This is a genomic window from Dyadobacter soli (assembly GCF_900101885.1).
GTDB lineage: Bacteria > Bacteroidota > Bacteroidia > Cytophagales > Spirosomataceae > Dyadobacter > Dyadobacter soli.
Genome location: NZ_FNAN01000006.1, coordinates 174,227 through 189,569, shown reverse-complemented (window position 1 = coordinate 189,569; position 15,343 = coordinate 174,227). Strand labels below are relative to the sequence as shown.

Sequence of the window (15,343 nt, the reverse complement as noted above, 5' to 3'; positions counted from 1 at the left end):
TTATTATCTAAACCAATCATTATGTCTGAAAAAATAGCGTTTCTCGGACTCGGGAACCTGGGTACTCCTATCGCTGAAAGCCTGCTCGAAGCGGGTTATGAACTTGTTGTCTGGAACAGAACGAAGTCGAAAGCAGAGCCGTTGATCAAACTCGGCGCTACGGTCGTGGACGAACCGATCGAAGCCATTACCGCCGGCGGCATTGTATTTTCAGTACTCGCCGACGATGCAGCCGTAGAAGAATTGTTTTCCATGGAGCTAGTTGAAAAACTCGGGAAAGACGGCGTCCATGTGTCTATGAGTACCATTTCGCCCGAAACCTCGCGCCAGCTCGCGCAGGTACACGAGTGGTACGGCGCGCATTACGTGGGAGCGCCTATATTCGCCCGCCCGGAAGCCGTACGCGCGAAGGTGGGTAATATTTGCCTGTCGGGCAATGCAGGCGCGAAAGAGCGCATTAAGCCGATTGTGGAAAATTTTGTAAAAGGGGTTTTCGATTTCGGAGATGATCCGGGCGCGGCAAATGTGATTAAGCTTGCGGGTAATTTTATGATCGCTTGCAGCCTTGAAATGATGGGCGAAGCATTCACGATGGCCGAGAAGAATGGTATTTCGAGACAAAGCATTTACGAAATGCTGACGTCGACTTTGTTTGCTGCACCTATTTTCCAGAATTATGGCAAAATAGTAGCGCAACACGCCTACGAGCCCGTCGCTTTTCGCTATCCGCTCGGTTTGAAAGACATTAACCTGACGCTCCAAACCGCGTCCAATGTAAATGCGCCGATGCCTTTCGCCGACATTATCAAAAATCGTTTCATTTCTGGTCTCGCCAAAGGCCGCAAGAATCTGGATTGGGGCGCATTGGCACTAGGCGCGTCCGACGACGCCGGTTTAACCAAATAGCATAAAAAAAGCCGGAATCCTGCATTCTGTTTAAGAGTGCAAGGTTCCGGCTTTCTCAAATATGACAGATCGTGCCAACCTCCGGGTTGGCATGAACTATGTCGCCAATCTCTGATTGGCAATTATCTTCCAACCTGCTCGCTGTACCTCCGCGGGTCGTAACCTTTCGCGAACAACGGATACTGGTCAAAAATGCGCCTTACAACACTCCGGTAATGGTTATTGGAGCTTTCCACACCCTTGAATATCCCCGAAGCATACCCTCTCCATACCACCTGGTCGCTCTCCGCGTCGATGAGTGAAACGATCAGCGTACCCTTGTCGAGCGCGTATTTGATCGGTTCGTAGCGGAATCCCTCGTTCTCCGTATCCACCCAGTTTTTAATTACCGGCTGCATGTAGCCCTGGTAACGCAGGTTATCGTAGAAAATACCGTAGTTCACCAGCAGCGTAGGCTTTTCGGCAGTCAGCTTGTAGCCCCTTACCTGCATCTGGCGGCGGATTGCCTCATAAATTTCGGTGCAAAGATTATTGGTATCCCTCTCACATTCCAGAAACGTATAAGAAGAGTAATCTTTAAAATTGGTTTCGTAGCTGTAATCATGCTCCACAAACACTTTCCGGCCACTGGAACACCCTGCAATCACGACTACGAGCAGTAAAGCGGCATAAATAGTAATAGACCTCAGCATAAGCATTTAAATTTGTCAGGTTGTGAATTAAAATATATCAAGAATGTATTTTTGAATACTCCTCTTACACTACCAATAGCTTATGCCGAACCTGTAAATCTATCCCAAATAATAAGCTATTGATCTCCGCATTTCAGCCGCTGTTACTACAATATCAAAGGCACATTGCCCGGCCCCACTCAGCAATGAAAACCTGATTTCTTTTCCTTTATTCTTCTTGTCCTGCCGCGTCAAAGCAATGATTTCCTCGACATCCTCCGGCTTAATCTTCACTTTTCCGTAAGTCGCGAACAGGAATTCCTCAACGTCCGTCAGCGTCTGCTGGTCGATCATTTTCCGCTCGAACGACAGGTACGCTTCCATGATCATCCCCACCGCGATCGCTTCTCCGTGGAAAAGCCTTTCTTTGGGGGTTTTATTCAAAAAGCACGTCTCCACCGCGTGGCCGAGCGTGTGCCCGAAATTCAATATCTTCCGCAAACCCTTCTCCGTCGGGTCCTGGTCCACTACCTGCTGTTTGATCTTCACCGAATGCGCGATCAGGTCGGGCCAGTTTTGGGCTTCGAAATCCTTAGCCCTGATTTCCTCCCATTTCGCACCGTCGGCAATCAGGCAATGCTTGATGATCTCTCCAAATCCTGAGCGTATTTCACGTTCCGGCAATGTTTTCAAAAACACCGGGTCGATCAGCACACTTTTCGGGATGTTGAAAACGCCCAAATGGTTTTTGAAACCCTGAAAATCAATCCCCAACTTGCCTCCCACACTCGCATCCACCTGCGCAAGCAGAGTCGTCGGAACCTGGATAAAATCTATTCCACGCTTGTACACCGCAGCGCAAAAACCACCCATGTCGCCGATCACCCCGCCGCCAACATTGATCACCAATGCATGCCGGTCGAGTTCCTCCTTCGTCATGAATTCCCAGATTTTCTCGCAAGTCGCCAATGTCTTGTGCGCCTCGCCGCTGGGAACGGTTACAACACTATGCCTGGGCAAAAACGCCTTCAAAATCGGATAACAATGCCTTTTGGTGTTGTTATCTGCTATTACTACAATTTTTGAATACTGTTTGGAACTCAAAAAGTCCGGTAGGCTCTCGCCTATCGGTGCAATTACTACGGATTGGTTCATTCTAGACTATCATTGAGACGGGCTCATCACAGATACGATGAGTGCAACCAAATGGATGCGTTGATTTCCAGGTTATTGAAATAAAATTTTGGAAAACCATTTTAAAGATAGCAATTATTATGCTTATCAAATAATCATTTAGTTTTTGTATTCCGAGAATTTTTTCCACAGGTCGCATTCCCAGTTCAAATGCCTGTGCCACGGCTCGTTTGCTTTTTATTTTGTAAAATTGCCCCTTCGTTAAGATTATCCACCTTTATCTTCATATAACCTCAACAGATGAGTGCTCCGCTAATCTCTGGAATTCAACAGGTAGGAATTGGTTGCCAGAACGTGCCCGAAACCTGGAAATGGTACCGGCAGGTGCTGGGTTTCGACGTACCCATATTCGATGAAAAAGCCGATGCCCCACTCATGACGCCCTATACCGGCGGCAAAGTGCAGTCGCGGCAGGCAGCCCTGGTACTTAACATGGCCGGCGGCGGCGGATTGGAAATATGGTCCTTCACCAGCCGCGTTTCGCAACCTGCGAATTTCAAAGTGGAGATCGGCGACCTCGGCATCAATGCGATCCGCTTCAAGGCTCCCGATGTAAAAAAGGCGCACGAATGGGTGAAAAACCATTCCAAGGAAGCCACAGGCCCGCTCGTGCAACTGCCCGAAGGCGAAGGTTTCTGGGGGACCGACCCTTACGGTAATGTATTCCAGATCACCAGCGACGCTACCTGGTTTCAGACCAAAGGAAAAAACGTCGGCGGCGTGGCAGGTGTAGTGATCGGCGTTTCGGATATCGATAAGGCAGCTGTTTTTTACCAAAACCTGCTGCAACCATTAAATGTGGTGTACGACAAAACGGGCGTTTTCGAAGACCTGCCGACCTCCATTCCCGGCCAGCGCTTCCGCCGAATGCTCCTCCGCAAAAGCTTCACGCCCGACGGCGCATTCAGCCGCCTGCTCGGCGACGTGCAGATCGAACTCGTGCAAGCGATCGACCGCACGCCCAAAAAGATATTCGAAAACCGCTTCTGGGGTGATTGCGGGTACATTCACCTGTGTTTCGACACCCTGGATATGGACGCTCTAAAGACCAAGCTGCAATCACAAGGCTACCCGTTCACCATCGACAGCGAAAGCTCATTCGGTATGGAGAATGCGGCCGGTCGCTTCGCTTACCTTGAAGATCCGGATGGCACGCTGATCGAACTCGTAGAAACGCACAAGGTACCCATCCTGAAAAAACTCGGCTGGTTCCTGGATCTGCAAAAACGCGGGTTGAGGAAACCGCTTCCAAACTGGATGTTGAAGGCAATGGGGCTGGGGAAGGTGAAGGATAAATAATACATTTTTTGTATTAATAAAATACAATTTTATTAGATTAACCATGTAAATTTACACTTCACTGTTAAATTTACATGGTTAATGATCAATAGAGCACTCGAACAAAGCATTCTTCGCTCACTTAACTACTTTCCGATAGTCGGGATTTTAGGGCCTCGTCAAGTCGGTAAAACGACATTGGCGAGAAAGCTTATGAACGAGTTGAGCAAGCCTGCCGTCTATTACGATCTTGAACTCATCGAGGATTTCCAGACCATTTCTCAAAATACAACCTGGGTTCTCGAGAATAATATCGACAAAACGATCGTCATAGATGAAGTTCAACGTCTACTGCCATTGTTTCCCCAACTCCGCGCATTGGTGGATCGCAAACGCGAGGTTGCACGCTTTATATTACTCGGGTCCGCGTCTCCCGACTTTCTGCAAAAAAGCTCCGAATCACTCGCAGGCAGGATCGCTTATCACGAACTGTCACCCATCCTGCGCTCCGAGGCCGAAAGCGCATTCATTCCGCAAGTAACGCACTGGCATCGGGGCGGTTTCCCTGATGCACTCCTTGCACCCGATAACGACTACTGGTATCAATGGCAGCAGAATTTTATCAAAACCTATGTTGAACAGGATTTGTCCCAACTAGGCATCAATGCGACCATACCGGTAATCAATAATTTCCTTCGAATGATCTCGCATTTACATGGCTCACTACTCAACTATGCGACAATAAGCAATTCGCTGGGAATGGCTAATCCCACCGTCAAGCGATACATCGAAATACTGGAACAGGCTTACCTCGTACGCCGATTGGAGCCATGGTTTGTGAACGTGAGCAAGCGGATCGTCAAAAGCCCGAAAATCTATATTCGCGACTCGGGTAATCTGCATTTTCTCACTAATGTCCGCCATTATGAAGACCTGATCATGCACCCGATCGCAGGTGCGTCGTGGGAAGGTTATGTGATAGAGCAAATTATCCCATTGCTTGATCCAGCCATACGCCCCTATTTCTACCGGACTTCCAACGGAGCCGAGATGGATTTAGTGCTGGTCGATGGGGTTACGCCCGTCGTTTCCATTGAAATAAAACTATCATTGGCGCCGGCGTTGAAAAGGGGGTCTACGGAATCAGTCGCCGATTTGAAAACTATGAACAATTATGTAGTGACGCCCAATGGCGGTAATGCGGCTGTGCGTCCGCAATGGATACATTGCAACATCCACGAGCTGATAGGGCATTTAAAAACGCTTAAAATGATTGCGGAACCGGCTTAATACTTGCTGCCAACCCACGCCAGCAACGGCAACCCCACAAACACACTCAATCCAATCTGCCATCCTGCAAAAACAGCGACAATAACCGAAAGCAGTCCCACAATCACAGGATACAGATACAGCAGCATACCAAACAGCACGGAATCGTAAAAAACCGAGCGGGCGGTGAGTTTGGCGGCTTTTTTGCGGAAGAATGAATATAATGGGAAGTGAACGGTCCGGCCGATCCAGCCTATTGCGCCAAGTAACGGGTTGCTTTTCGCCTTCGGCGCGGCGCATTTATCAAAGAATGCACTCAATTGTCGCTGCTGCTCGGCTTTGGGCAGGTCGGCAGGTATGGTGAGGATTTCCCCGTTCATTTTGCGATCGAGGATTTCGTTGAATTCCCGTAGCCACTTTTCGTATTCCTGTGGGCTGGTTTGAATGTCGTCGGCCGCGATGGCTTCGCCGAAATTGAGTGAAACGCGTTTACCCGGGCCCCGGAAGTTTTCGTAATTCAGGCCGGTCGGGATCACTTTCATGCTTTGGAGGGCATCGTCGCCGTACCAGATTTTATAGGCCATCCGCGCGGTACCCTTGCCGAGGGGGCGCAGGCGCCATTCGTTTACACAAATACCTTCCGAGAACACGACTACGGCATCGCCCTGCTTCAATGCATCGTGACTTTCCTGCGCGGTAACATCGTGATTTTTAAGATATTGCCTACCTTCCGACCCGCGAAAGACCGGGATCAGGTTGATCTGCCGCAGCCAGAATGCAGCCGCTTTTTTGCGGAAAACGTCCCCGCGTGTGAGCGTATGAATGGGCTGTTCGAGCACGGAGCCGATCACTACCGCGTCGAAAAAAGAGTCGGGATGGTTGGAGGCCAGCAGCAGCGGCGCTCCTTTGGGTAATTTATCGAAATTGACGACGCAAAGCTTTCTCAGATAAATAGGCAATGCAAGGCGGACCAGAAAACGCGAGAAGTAGTAAAACAAAGTTCAAAAAGTAAGTTTTCGCAAAATTATGTGATTATTTTTTTATTCAATCCTAACAGCCAGGGTATTCTGCTCCGGCTAGTTTGCTACCTTTGAAGCCACCAATAATGCTCCCCGAGCATGAAGTCTACTTTTTTATAGTTAATGCGAGATCAGGAATGCGTTTAAAAGATTATCCCGAAATCATCCGGAAAGCCTGGGCAGGGTTCGATAGTTCCATCGGGGTCAAATTCGTAGAAGATATCAGTGCCAAGGTTTCGACCAACCACGTGTTCCGCGTCACCCTCGATAACGACGATAAAGTGGTGGCAAAACTTTCCTATTTTGGTAAATACGAACATTTCAAGGAGGACCACCGCATTATACAGGCCCTTTCCAATAACCTGCTCTACCCTTTCGAGAATGTCCTCGCGAAGTCGCTGGTGAAGAATAACCAGGTTTACACCTATCGTTACCAGGAGGATTTTGTGGATACCTGGGTGGTTTTTTACAACCCTATCCGCGCCATGAACCGCATGCCGCGGCGGCTGGAAGAAGAGCATATCCGAAAGCTCGGTACCGAGGCGGCGAAGTTCCACCAGGCGTGTTTCCGGGCGAGCCGGTCTATTCCGAAATCGTCTAAAAACCTCCGTACCGACATTACCCATTTGCTCGAAATCCTCGAAACGGACACGGGCCAGTACGAGCACCGCGGGTACATCAATATCCTGCAAAAGCAATGCGATATTTTCATGAAGAATATCCAGCGGCTGAACGTCAGCTCGTTCGACCTGATGCCGGTTTTCGTGGATTGGAACATCGGAAATTTCTCGGTTACCGAAGATATGAAGCTGTTTTCCCGCTGGGATTACGACTGGTTCCGGGTGTCGTCGCGCGTGATGGACTTCTACTTTTTCAGCCGGGTATGCTCCAATGTAGGTGACAGGACGGTGTTCAGCTACCTCATCGGGCCGTTGATGGAAGAGCGGTTCATTATGTTCTTGCAGGAATATCACAAGGTATACCCGCTTTCCGAGAACGAGGTGCGCTTTATGAAGGAAGCTTACCGCTTTTTTATATTGAATTATGTGATTAAATACGGTAAATACTTTTTCCACCGCTCGTATTGCACCAAGTTGCAGCGCGAGGCCTACGAGCTGTATTTTCCGTCGATCGACGGCTTCGATGCCGACAAGATCCTGCGTGCCCTGAAAATCTAGTAACCTCCTGTCATCCTATTCACTCCAAAGACACCAAACTGTATGGTACTCGATAATTTCAAATCCGTCATCTCGAAATACGACGTAATTTTCTTCGACGCGTTCGGGGTGCTGAAAACGTATAACGGGCTGATCCCCGGCATTGAAAACACATTTGCCTACCTCCGTGAACATGAGAAGGATTTTTATGTGGTAACCAATGATGCTTCCCGCAGCCCCGAGCAGCTTGCGCAGAGCTATGTGAACCTGGGGATCAACGATGTTACGCCCGACCGGATCATCTCCTCGGGTATGCTCGCCCGCGAGTACCTGGATTTGAAAGTAAGAAAAGGGACTGTGGCCTATCTCGGAACCGAAAACTCCGCGCATTATATTGAGACTTCAGAACTCAAAACACTTTCGATCCGCCAGCTGGATTTGAATAATGTGAGTGATATCAATGCATTGGTTTTCCTGGACGATGAAGGCTTCGACTGGAATACCGATCTGACCAAAACGCTTAACCTGCTTCGCAAGCGGAATATCCCGGTTATCGTAGCGAACACCGACAAGACCTATCCGGCATCGAAGAGCCGCGTTTCCTTTGCTATCGGCGCATTGGCGAAGATGATCGAGAACACGATCGGGCGGGAATTTATCCGCTTCGGCAAGCCGGACCCGCAAATGTTCATATTTGCCTACCAGCATATTAAAAACTACCCGAATGTGAGCAAAAAAGACATTCTCATGGTAGGTGACACGCTGAATACCGACATTCTGGGCGGCAACAAGTTCGGCCTCGACACCGCGCTCGTGCTCACAGGTAACACGCAGGCGGAAGACGCGGAGGTACGTATCCGCGCCACCGGTATCATTCCTACCTACATTTGCGTATCGGCCGTGGTTGAATAACTCAAAGCTGTCGCTTGCACATTACTCCCATCCGCGCCGGAAATTGGTGCGGATTTTTTGTTAGCTTTGGTAAAACGACAATGGTTATGGCAATCCAGGCAATTGAAATCACCGAAATTGAAACTCCTCTCGAGGAAGCCATGTCGTTGAACCATTCACGCCTGATTTACCGGCTAAGTATCCTGCTCTCGCAATACGACGAGCGGTTCGACATCATGCCCGAGCTCGAACTCGAATTACGGGCAGGGCGTAGCAAACCCGATCTTTCGATTTTTCAGAACCTTTCTTTCAATTGGAAAGAGGACATTATCCGCTACACCGAACCTCCGATCACCGCTATCGAAATCCTCTCACCTACGCAGGCGTACGATGCGTTGACCGGCAAAATCTGGAAGATTTACTTTCCCTCAAACGTACATTCGGCGTGGATTGTAATGCCTTCTATTCAAACCATCCAGCTATTTCTTCCCAACCAGCCAGTTCAGAATTTCACCGAATGTGTATTCATAGACCCCATTACCGACATTACCATCGATTTACGGGCATTGTTTAAATAGACGCGGGAAGTATAGGCTTTTACCTGCCATTCAAAGGCACATAATATTCCTTAAACCGCTGATCTTCCTGCCCGGCTTCAACGGCTTTACCCAATTTTCGGAGTAGTACGGCCCGGTTCTGGTGGCATTGCCCGGCAAGCCAGGAATCGGGGAAAGAGCGGGCCGAGCGGGTGAATAGCTCATACGATTCCCGAAGCAATGCGGTGTCGCGTTTGGTCATAAATACTTTTCCTTCTTCGAAATCCTGCCGCCAGCGTTTCGCGATGGGCGTCATGCGCTCGGCTTCCTGGAATACTTTAAATGCGGGAATCACGGGCACTTTGGAATTCTTTGCAGTGATAGGCGCAACAGGTTTTGCAAAAAACGCGACAATCGCTTCGGTGTAGGCTAATGCTTCCTTTTGGTTATGCTCTGGTTGTTTGAGGCGCTGCTCTTCCGATGGGTTCGTAAAGAACGATGCTTCTGCCAGTAGCGCAGGCATTCCGTAGGTATTTCTGAGTACCGAGGCGCCGGCATCCGCGAAAATCGTGAAATCGGAGACGAGCGAAACCGGCGTATTAGGTCTATGCAGGTACTTCAATAATCGCGCAGCAAGCTCCTTCCCGAAATCTACACTGCCTACATTCTCCGACATATTCCCGTGAAAATAAATGATGGGGAAATTGACGGATGAATCGGCAGTCGCATTATGATGGATCGAGACGAAAAGGTCGGATTTGCGGTCTTTGGCAAGTTTCGAACGGTCTATTAATGGCACTTCGACATCTTCCACACGCGTCATAACCACTTTTGCACCCTTCTTTTCGAGCATTTTCTGTAACAGCAGCGCTACACGCAGGTTAATCCACTCCTCCCGCTCACCGCCAGGGCCTACTCGATAGCTATCGGTAGCCGCGGTACCGCCGTGCCCGGGGTCGATGCAAATGGTTTTTCCTTTCAGCGGCTTTCGCTTTGATTGGCCTACGGTAATTGAAATGATACCTACGAAAAGTAACAGGGTCAGGAGAATGCGGTTCATGGGCTTAGTATAATAGAATCTTAAATTAGGAATGATCAGGCGGTTGCGCAAGCCTTGCGTGCGGTTTCCCCGCTTTCGCCTTTTTCATGCTATTTTTGCATAAAATTTTTCTATTTACTCAAAGCACACACTTATGCTTGCCAAAACCTACGGAAGTGCCGTTTTCGGCGTCGATGCCACGATCATCACCATTGAAGTCAATGTCGGTCAGGGGCTGGGATTTTATATGGTCGGCCTGGCCGACAGCGCTGTAAAAGAAAGCCAGCAGCGCGTAGAAGCCTCATTGAAACATTTCGGCTATAAGATGCCGCGCCAGAAACTGGTCGTAAACCTCGCACCGGCCGACATCCGCAAGGAAGGTTCCGCCTACGACCTGCCCATTGCCATTTGCACGCTGCAATGCTCCGACCAACTCGCCAGCATGCGCAACCCCGAAGAATACATTATCCTCGGTGAACTCTCCCTCGACGGCATTCTCCGGCCCATTAAAGGCGTGTTGCCCATTGCCATCGAAGCGCGTAAACAAGGCTTCAAAGGCATTGTACTGCCCGCTGAAAACGCGTCCGAAGCAGCTATCGTCAACAACCTCGACGTGATCGCCGTCGAAACACTGGCCGATGCTATCGATTTTTTCAAGGGAACGAAAAATATCGAACCGCTCATCGTAGACACCCGCGACCTCTTTTTCACCTCGCAAAACGACTACGAAGCCGATTTCGAGCATGTGCAAGGCCAGGAAAATATCAAACGCGCGTTGGAAATCGCAGCCGCAGGCGGGCATAATGCGATCATGATCGGTCCGCCGGGAGCCGGTAAAACCATGCTCGCGAAGCGCATTCCCAGCATATTACCGCCGCTTAGTCTTCCCGAGGCATTGGAAACGACCAAAATCCATTCGGTAGCGGGGCGGCTGGGCAAGCAGGCTACTTTGGTGTCGCGCCGTCCGTTCCGTTCGCCGCACCACTCGATCAGCGACGTCGCATTGGTAGGCGGGGGAAGTTATCCGCAGCCGGGCGAAATATCCCTGGCGCATAATGGCGTACTGTTCCTGGACGAGCTGCCGGAGTTCAAAAGATCTGTGCTGGAAGTAATGCGGCAGCCTTTGGAAGAAAGACGGGTAAGTATTTCGAGGGCAAAAATGGCCGTCGAATATCCCGCGAACTTTATGCTCATCGCGAGCATGAACCCCTGCCCGTGCGGCTACTATAACCATCCCGACAAGGACTGCGTCTGCGGCCCGGGCGTCGTTCAGAAATACCTCAACAAAATCAGCGGCCCGCTCCTCGACCGCATTGATTTACACGTAGAAGTGACGCCTGTTTCCTTCGATCAAATCTCCTCCACCCGCAAATCCGAAAGCAGCGAGCAGATTCGCGAACGGGTGATCCGCGCCCGCGAGCGCCAGACCGAACGCTTCAAAAACCACAAGGAAATCTATTCCAACGCGATGATGACGCCTGAAATGGTAAAACAAATCTGCATTATTGAAGATGTCGGTAAAATGCTCCTCCGTAAAGCTATGGAACGAATCGGCCTTTCTGCCCGCGCTTACGACCGCATCCTCAAAGTCTCCCGCACCATCGCCGACCTCGCCGATAGCGATGATATTAAGGTCGAACATTTAGCCGAAGCGATTCAATACCGCAGTCTGGACCGGGAGAATTGGGCTGGATAGCAGTGCAAATAGTCTATCTTTTCACCTTAAACTTTGTTAAATTTGGAAACACTACAATTGACAACAGAGATGAGTAATCGTATTGTCTCGGAGATTATGAATGTGCCGGATGCCTATCTGGTGCTGGATGCGGTGCAGAAAGCGCTCGATCAGGAACGCGAACGTCGGTTGAAATTTTACAATGACATTACGGAGCAGGAAAAAATCGAATTCATTAATGGAGAGATTGTGGTTCATTCTCCTGTAAAGAAGAAACATGCGATCGCCAGTGGCTTGCTTTATCGAATAATGAGCATTTATGTCGATAGGGAAGAGATCGGTTTCGTTGGATATGACAATGTGATGATCGCGCTTACAAGAAACGACTACGAACCTGACGTTTGCTTCTTCAAGAACCCAAGGGCAGAGACATTGTCAAATGATCATACAATATTCCCCGCTCCTGACTTGGTGGTAGAAATACTTTCGCCATCGACGAGATCACGAGATCGCGGTCTCAAATTTGAAGATTATCAGGCGCACGGAATTGAAGAATATTGGATTATCGATCCGGAAACCGAAATACTCGAACAATATCACCTGGTAGATAAAAAGTATGAATTGATATTGACATCTGGTACTCAGAATGTCAGAAGTTTTGTAATTGATGGCTTCCAGATTCCAATCCGATGCATATTCGACAAGGTGGAAAACCTGAAAGCCATCCAAAACCTATAATACCCAACTACTCAAAGTTCCTCTACACTTACCCCGCCCAGCTCTTGAAAGAGCGTCTGCCAGTAGTGCGTCACGTGCGGGTTATTCTCTTTGCTTGAAGCAGTAGGTTCGAAGGGGGATACAATGGTAACCTGTGGCGAGCCGATCGCATAACGTTCCAGTTTCTTGGTATCTTCTTTGGCGTCCGTTTCAGCTTCCGCATCGCTTTTGGGCGGATTCGTGTGAAAATCGCGGCGATCAGCACCTTTTACGCTTTCTACCATATCACTGAAATAATACACTTTCACTTCCGACCCGCTTTCTCCGGCTTTGGCGATTACGGGCAAGCTGGCCCAAATGTCTGTTGAAAGGTTTGATGCACCGGTATTTTGCTGATTGAGTTTCGCAAGAAGCTGGCGCAGGTAGATGCCCTTCTCCTTTTGCAATGTAAGCTGGAATGCCGTTTCAATGCCTTCCCGGTCGGTAGCATTGGCGCCTTCGAGGTTATCTCGCTCGCTGCGAACGGTGAGCGACAACGCGCGGGCTTTTGAAGTGTTTTCGTGAATGAAATAGACTTCCAGCTTATCGCCCTTGTTCTTCATGTTTTGCTCGATAATGTCGGTCAAAGCCTGGCGGTACTTGTCGTTCACGTAGCGTTTATCGACGTGTACGCTCTGTGTTTTATCAAGAAACACCAGTGTGTACATCGGCGAGTCGGGCGTTGCGGCTTCCTTGGTGGCTTCTTCTTTGTCGCCTCCGCATGAAAACAATGTCAGAAATAAGGCTGCGAGCAACAGGCGGCTTGCCTGCGCCCCAAGTTTGCTGAAAAAGGGGTGACGATTCTCTTGATTCATAGGTGGATTTATTTGGCTAAACTAATCGATCCTTCAAACATTACACAACGCGAAACGGTGTGTATACGCATTTATTTTAGTACAAAAAGAAAACCCTTCAAAACGCGTGCCTTGAAGGGTTCCTGAATATTTAGCCTGAATGATTATTGCTGCTGCTGTGCCTGCTGCTGGATCATCGTCACGAGTTCTTCCGAAATACCGGTCGAAGAGTAGCCGCCATCGTGGTACAGGTTCTGCATCGTCACGAAACGGGTGAGGTCGGAGAAGAGCGTGATCGCGTAATTAGCGCAATCATCCGCCGAAGCATTGCCCAGCGGGCTCATTTTTTCCGCGAAATCATAGAATGCGTCGAAACCTTCGATACCCGAGCCGGCCTTCGTTTTGGTAGGCGACTGCGAAATGGTGTTCACGCGCACATTCTTAGCTTTTCCGTAACGGTAACCGTAGCTGCGGGCAATGCTTTCGAGCATCGCTTTGGCCTCAGCCATATCATTGTAGAATGAGTAGGTTCTTTGGGCCGCAATGTAGGATAATGCCACAACCGATCCCCAGTCGTTGATCGCGTCGAGTTTTTCGGCTACCTGCAAAAATCTGTGCAGCGAAATGGCCGAAATATCCAGGCCTTTCTGGAACCAGTCGTAGTTCAGGTCACCGTAGGACTTGCCTTTGCGCACATTCAGCGACATTCCGATCGAATGCAATACGAAGTCGATCTTGCCGCCGAGGATCTCGGTCGATTTGGTAAAAAGGTTCTCGATATCTTCCATGGAAGTAGCATCGGCAGGGATAATCTCAGCGTCGCATTGCTTCGCCAGATCATTGATAGCGCCCATACGCATCGCGATCGGTGCGTTGGTCAGTACAAACGTGGCACCTTCTTCCCTCGCTTTCAGCGCTACTTTCCAGGCAATGGAGTTTTCGTCCAATGCCCCCGATATAATTCCTCTTTTTCCTTTTAATAAACCGTAAGCCATGTTTCCTTTTATTGTTGATTAATTAGGATGTCTGTTCAAGCCGGCAAAGTAAAGCATTTTTAGCGGGTTTAACCACAATATCCGCGCCCGTAACGGCCTTCCTGTACCCGTTCAAGGCTGGGCAATAAGGTTTTCTACTGGTTTCAAATGGAGCTTTTCCTGAAAAAACCGGTCAGTGGCCTCGTACACGCTCTTTACATCCTTCGACCGTAAATGCGAGCCGATCACATGGTCACCGGTTTCCGGAAATGCCATTTCCTCTTTCAGCTCAGCCCGTGTACCGAGTCCCTCAAACATTTTGCGGATCGCCTTCACAGACACCACTTTATCCTGGTGCTCCTCATCTTTGTAATAATATCCCACAAAAACCGGCATTTTCACTTCCGCAAAGATCTCAGGCCGCGCAATGGCGTCGATCATCTGCTGCAACGTAGTAAGGCCATTGGTATGGTAACCCTGCAACCAGAACTGCGCCTGCGCCGGAATAGAATCTTTGCCCATATTGTGGGTACCCATCACCTTATGCAGGATCTGCTGGCCCCATGGGCCGGTTACGAGCTTCATGGCCGGGTTGGCAATGGCCATACAAGGCGAGTAGAGCACCAGCCCTTTGATTTCCGGATGGGTAGCGGCCAGGTAAACGGAAAGCAGCCCGCCCGCCGAAGTACCGATCACGATCACACTGTCGCCCAAAACCTTCCCGATCGCCAGCGCACGCTTCGCTCCCGCGAGGAAATTGGCAGGAGTGAGGTCGTCCAATGCATTCGTATCTGCGATACCGGCGTCGTGCATACGCGCGAGGTAAAGGTTGGCCCCGTATTTTTTCGCAAGATCTTTATGAACAGGATCGCCCTCGGCCCAGCTGGCGCCGAATCCGTGGATGTACACGATGCTGTATGTGGTTTTCTGCTTCAAACTGTCGTTCGCCCACACAATGCGCGCCTCGTTGTCCGGTTTCAGGAGCGGCGTGGCTTTTTCGGTACGGTTTACCTCTTCTTCCAGCTTCACGAGGTCACTGGTAACAGTGGGTAAAACAGGCGTAAGGCGTGCTTCCGGCACTTTGGGCCCGGAAATGTACACGACACCGAGGATCACGAGGATCGCGGCGACCCATAGGATGAATTTTAACATTTTTTATGAATTAAGAAGGTTTCAGAGATTCG

General features: G+C 49.6%; 15 protein-coding genes. 8 read left to right on the top strand and 7 right to left on the bottom strand.

From position 1 onward, the window contains the following. The first annotated feature begins 21 nt into the window (after positions 1–21). Positions 22–906, top strand: coding sequence for an NAD(P)-dependent oxidoreductase (locus tag BLQ88_RS11155; protein ID WP_090149319.1), 885 nt, complete (start codon positions 22–24; stop codon positions 904–906). 122 nt (positions 907–1,028) lie between these two features. On the opposite strand, the gene BLQ88_RS11150 is transcribed toward BLQ88_RS11155, so the two are convergent. Both BLQ88_RS11150 and aroB read right to left on the bottom strand, forming a co-directional pair. Beyond that, positions 1,029–1,604: a DUF4136 domain-containing protein gene (locus tag BLQ88_RS11150; protein ID WP_090149316.1), complete on the bottom strand. Its 576-nt coding sequence runs from the start codon at positions 1,602–1,604 to the stop codon at positions 1,029–1,031. A gap of 93 nt (positions 1,605–1,697) precedes the next feature. Further along, on the bottom strand, positions 1,698–2,732 hold the full coding sequence (gene aroB, locus BLQ88_RS11145) for a 3-dehydroquinate synthase (protein WP_090149314.1): 1,035 nt from the start codon (positions 2,730–2,732) through the stop codon (positions 1,698–1,700). 279 nt (positions 2,733–3,011) lie between these two features. Here aroB and BLQ88_RS11135 point away from each other — a divergent pair, with 279 nt between their 5' ends. Both BLQ88_RS11135 and BLQ88_RS11130 read left to right on the top strand, forming a co-directional pair. Next, complete coding sequence (locus BLQ88_RS11135) at positions 3,012–4,070, top strand: VOC family protein (protein WP_090149310.1); 1,059 nt, start codon at positions 3,012–3,014, stop codon at positions 4,068–4,070. Positions 4,071–4,151: 81 nt separating this feature from the next. Then, on the top strand, positions 4,152–5,339 hold the full coding sequence (locus BLQ88_RS11130) for an ATP-binding protein (RefSeq protein WP_090149307.1): 1,188 nt from the start codon (positions 4,152–4,154) through the stop codon (positions 5,337–5,339). Here the strand turns inward: BLQ88_RS11130 and BLQ88_RS11125 are convergent. Next, on the bottom strand, positions 5,336–6,316 hold the full coding sequence (locus tag BLQ88_RS11125; RefSeq protein ID WP_090149304.1) for a 1-acyl-sn-glycerol-3-phosphate acyltransferase: 981 nt from the start codon (positions 6,314–6,316) through the stop codon (positions 5,336–5,338). The two genes, BLQ88_RS11130 and BLQ88_RS11125, sit on opposite strands and share 4 nt — an antisense overlap. A gap of 158 nt (positions 6,317–6,474) precedes the next feature. Here BLQ88_RS11125 and BLQ88_RS11120 point away from each other — a divergent pair, with 158 nt between their 5' ends. From BLQ88_RS11120 to BLQ88_RS11110, 3 genes are all read left to right on the top strand, one after another. Then, on the top strand, positions 6,475–7,515 hold the full coding sequence (locus BLQ88_RS11120) for a hypothetical protein (RefSeq protein WP_090149301.1): 1,041 nt from the start codon (positions 6,475–6,477) through the stop codon (positions 7,513–7,515). A 42-nt stretch (positions 7,516–7,557) separates the two neighbouring features. After that, positions 7,558–8,406, top strand: coding sequence for a TIGR01459 family HAD-type hydrolase (locus tag BLQ88_RS11115; protein WP_090149298.1), 849 nt, complete (start codon positions 7,558–7,560; stop codon positions 8,404–8,406). A gap of 86 nt (positions 8,407–8,492) precedes the next feature. Then, positions 8,493–8,963, top strand: coding sequence for a Uma2 family endonuclease (locus BLQ88_RS11110; protein ID WP_090149826.1), 471 nt, complete (start codon positions 8,493–8,495; stop codon positions 8,961–8,963). 19 nt (positions 8,964–8,982) lie between these two features. Here BLQ88_RS11110 and BLQ88_RS11105 read toward each other — a convergent pair whose 3' ends face one another. Further along, entirely contained in the window at positions 8,983–9,981 is a 999-nt protein-coding gene (locus BLQ88_RS11105) for an N-acetylmuramoyl-L-alanine amidase family protein (protein WP_090149296.1), read from the bottom strand. A 133-nt stretch (positions 9,982–10,114) separates the two neighbouring features. Between BLQ88_RS11105 and BLQ88_RS11100 the strand changes: the two genes are divergently transcribed. Both BLQ88_RS11100 and BLQ88_RS11095 read left to right on the top strand, forming a co-directional pair. Then, entirely contained in the window at positions 10,115–11,656 is a 1,542-nt protein-coding gene (locus tag BLQ88_RS11100; RefSeq protein ID WP_090149294.1) for a YifB family Mg chelatase-like AAA ATPase, read from the top strand. A gap of 42 nt (positions 11,657–11,698) precedes the next feature. Further along, entirely contained in the window at positions 11,699–12,373 is a 675-nt protein-coding gene (locus tag BLQ88_RS11095; RefSeq protein ID WP_229212663.1) for a Uma2 family endonuclease, read from the top strand. Between the two features lie 11 nt (positions 12,374–12,384). Here the strand turns inward: BLQ88_RS11095 and BLQ88_RS11090 are convergent, their stop codons facing one another. From BLQ88_RS11090 to BLQ88_RS11080, 3 genes are all read right to left on the bottom strand, one after another. After that, on the bottom strand, positions 12,385–13,206 hold the full coding sequence (locus BLQ88_RS11090) for a hypothetical protein (protein ID WP_090149289.1): 822 nt from the start codon (positions 13,204–13,206) through the stop codon (positions 12,385–12,387). A gap of 143 nt (positions 13,207–13,349) precedes the next feature. Further along, entirely contained in the window at positions 13,350–14,180 is an 831-nt protein-coding gene (locus BLQ88_RS11085; RefSeq protein ID WP_090149286.1) for an enoyl-ACP reductase FabI, read from the bottom strand. Between the two features lie 111 nt (positions 14,181–14,291). Further along, the gene (locus BLQ88_RS11080; protein ID WP_090149283.1) at positions 14,292–15,311 is read right to left on the bottom strand and encodes an alpha/beta hydrolase; all 1,020 of its coding nucleotides are present in this window, start codon (positions 15,309–15,311) and stop codon (positions 14,292–14,294) included. Between the last annotated feature and the right edge of the window lie 32 nt (positions 15,312–15,343).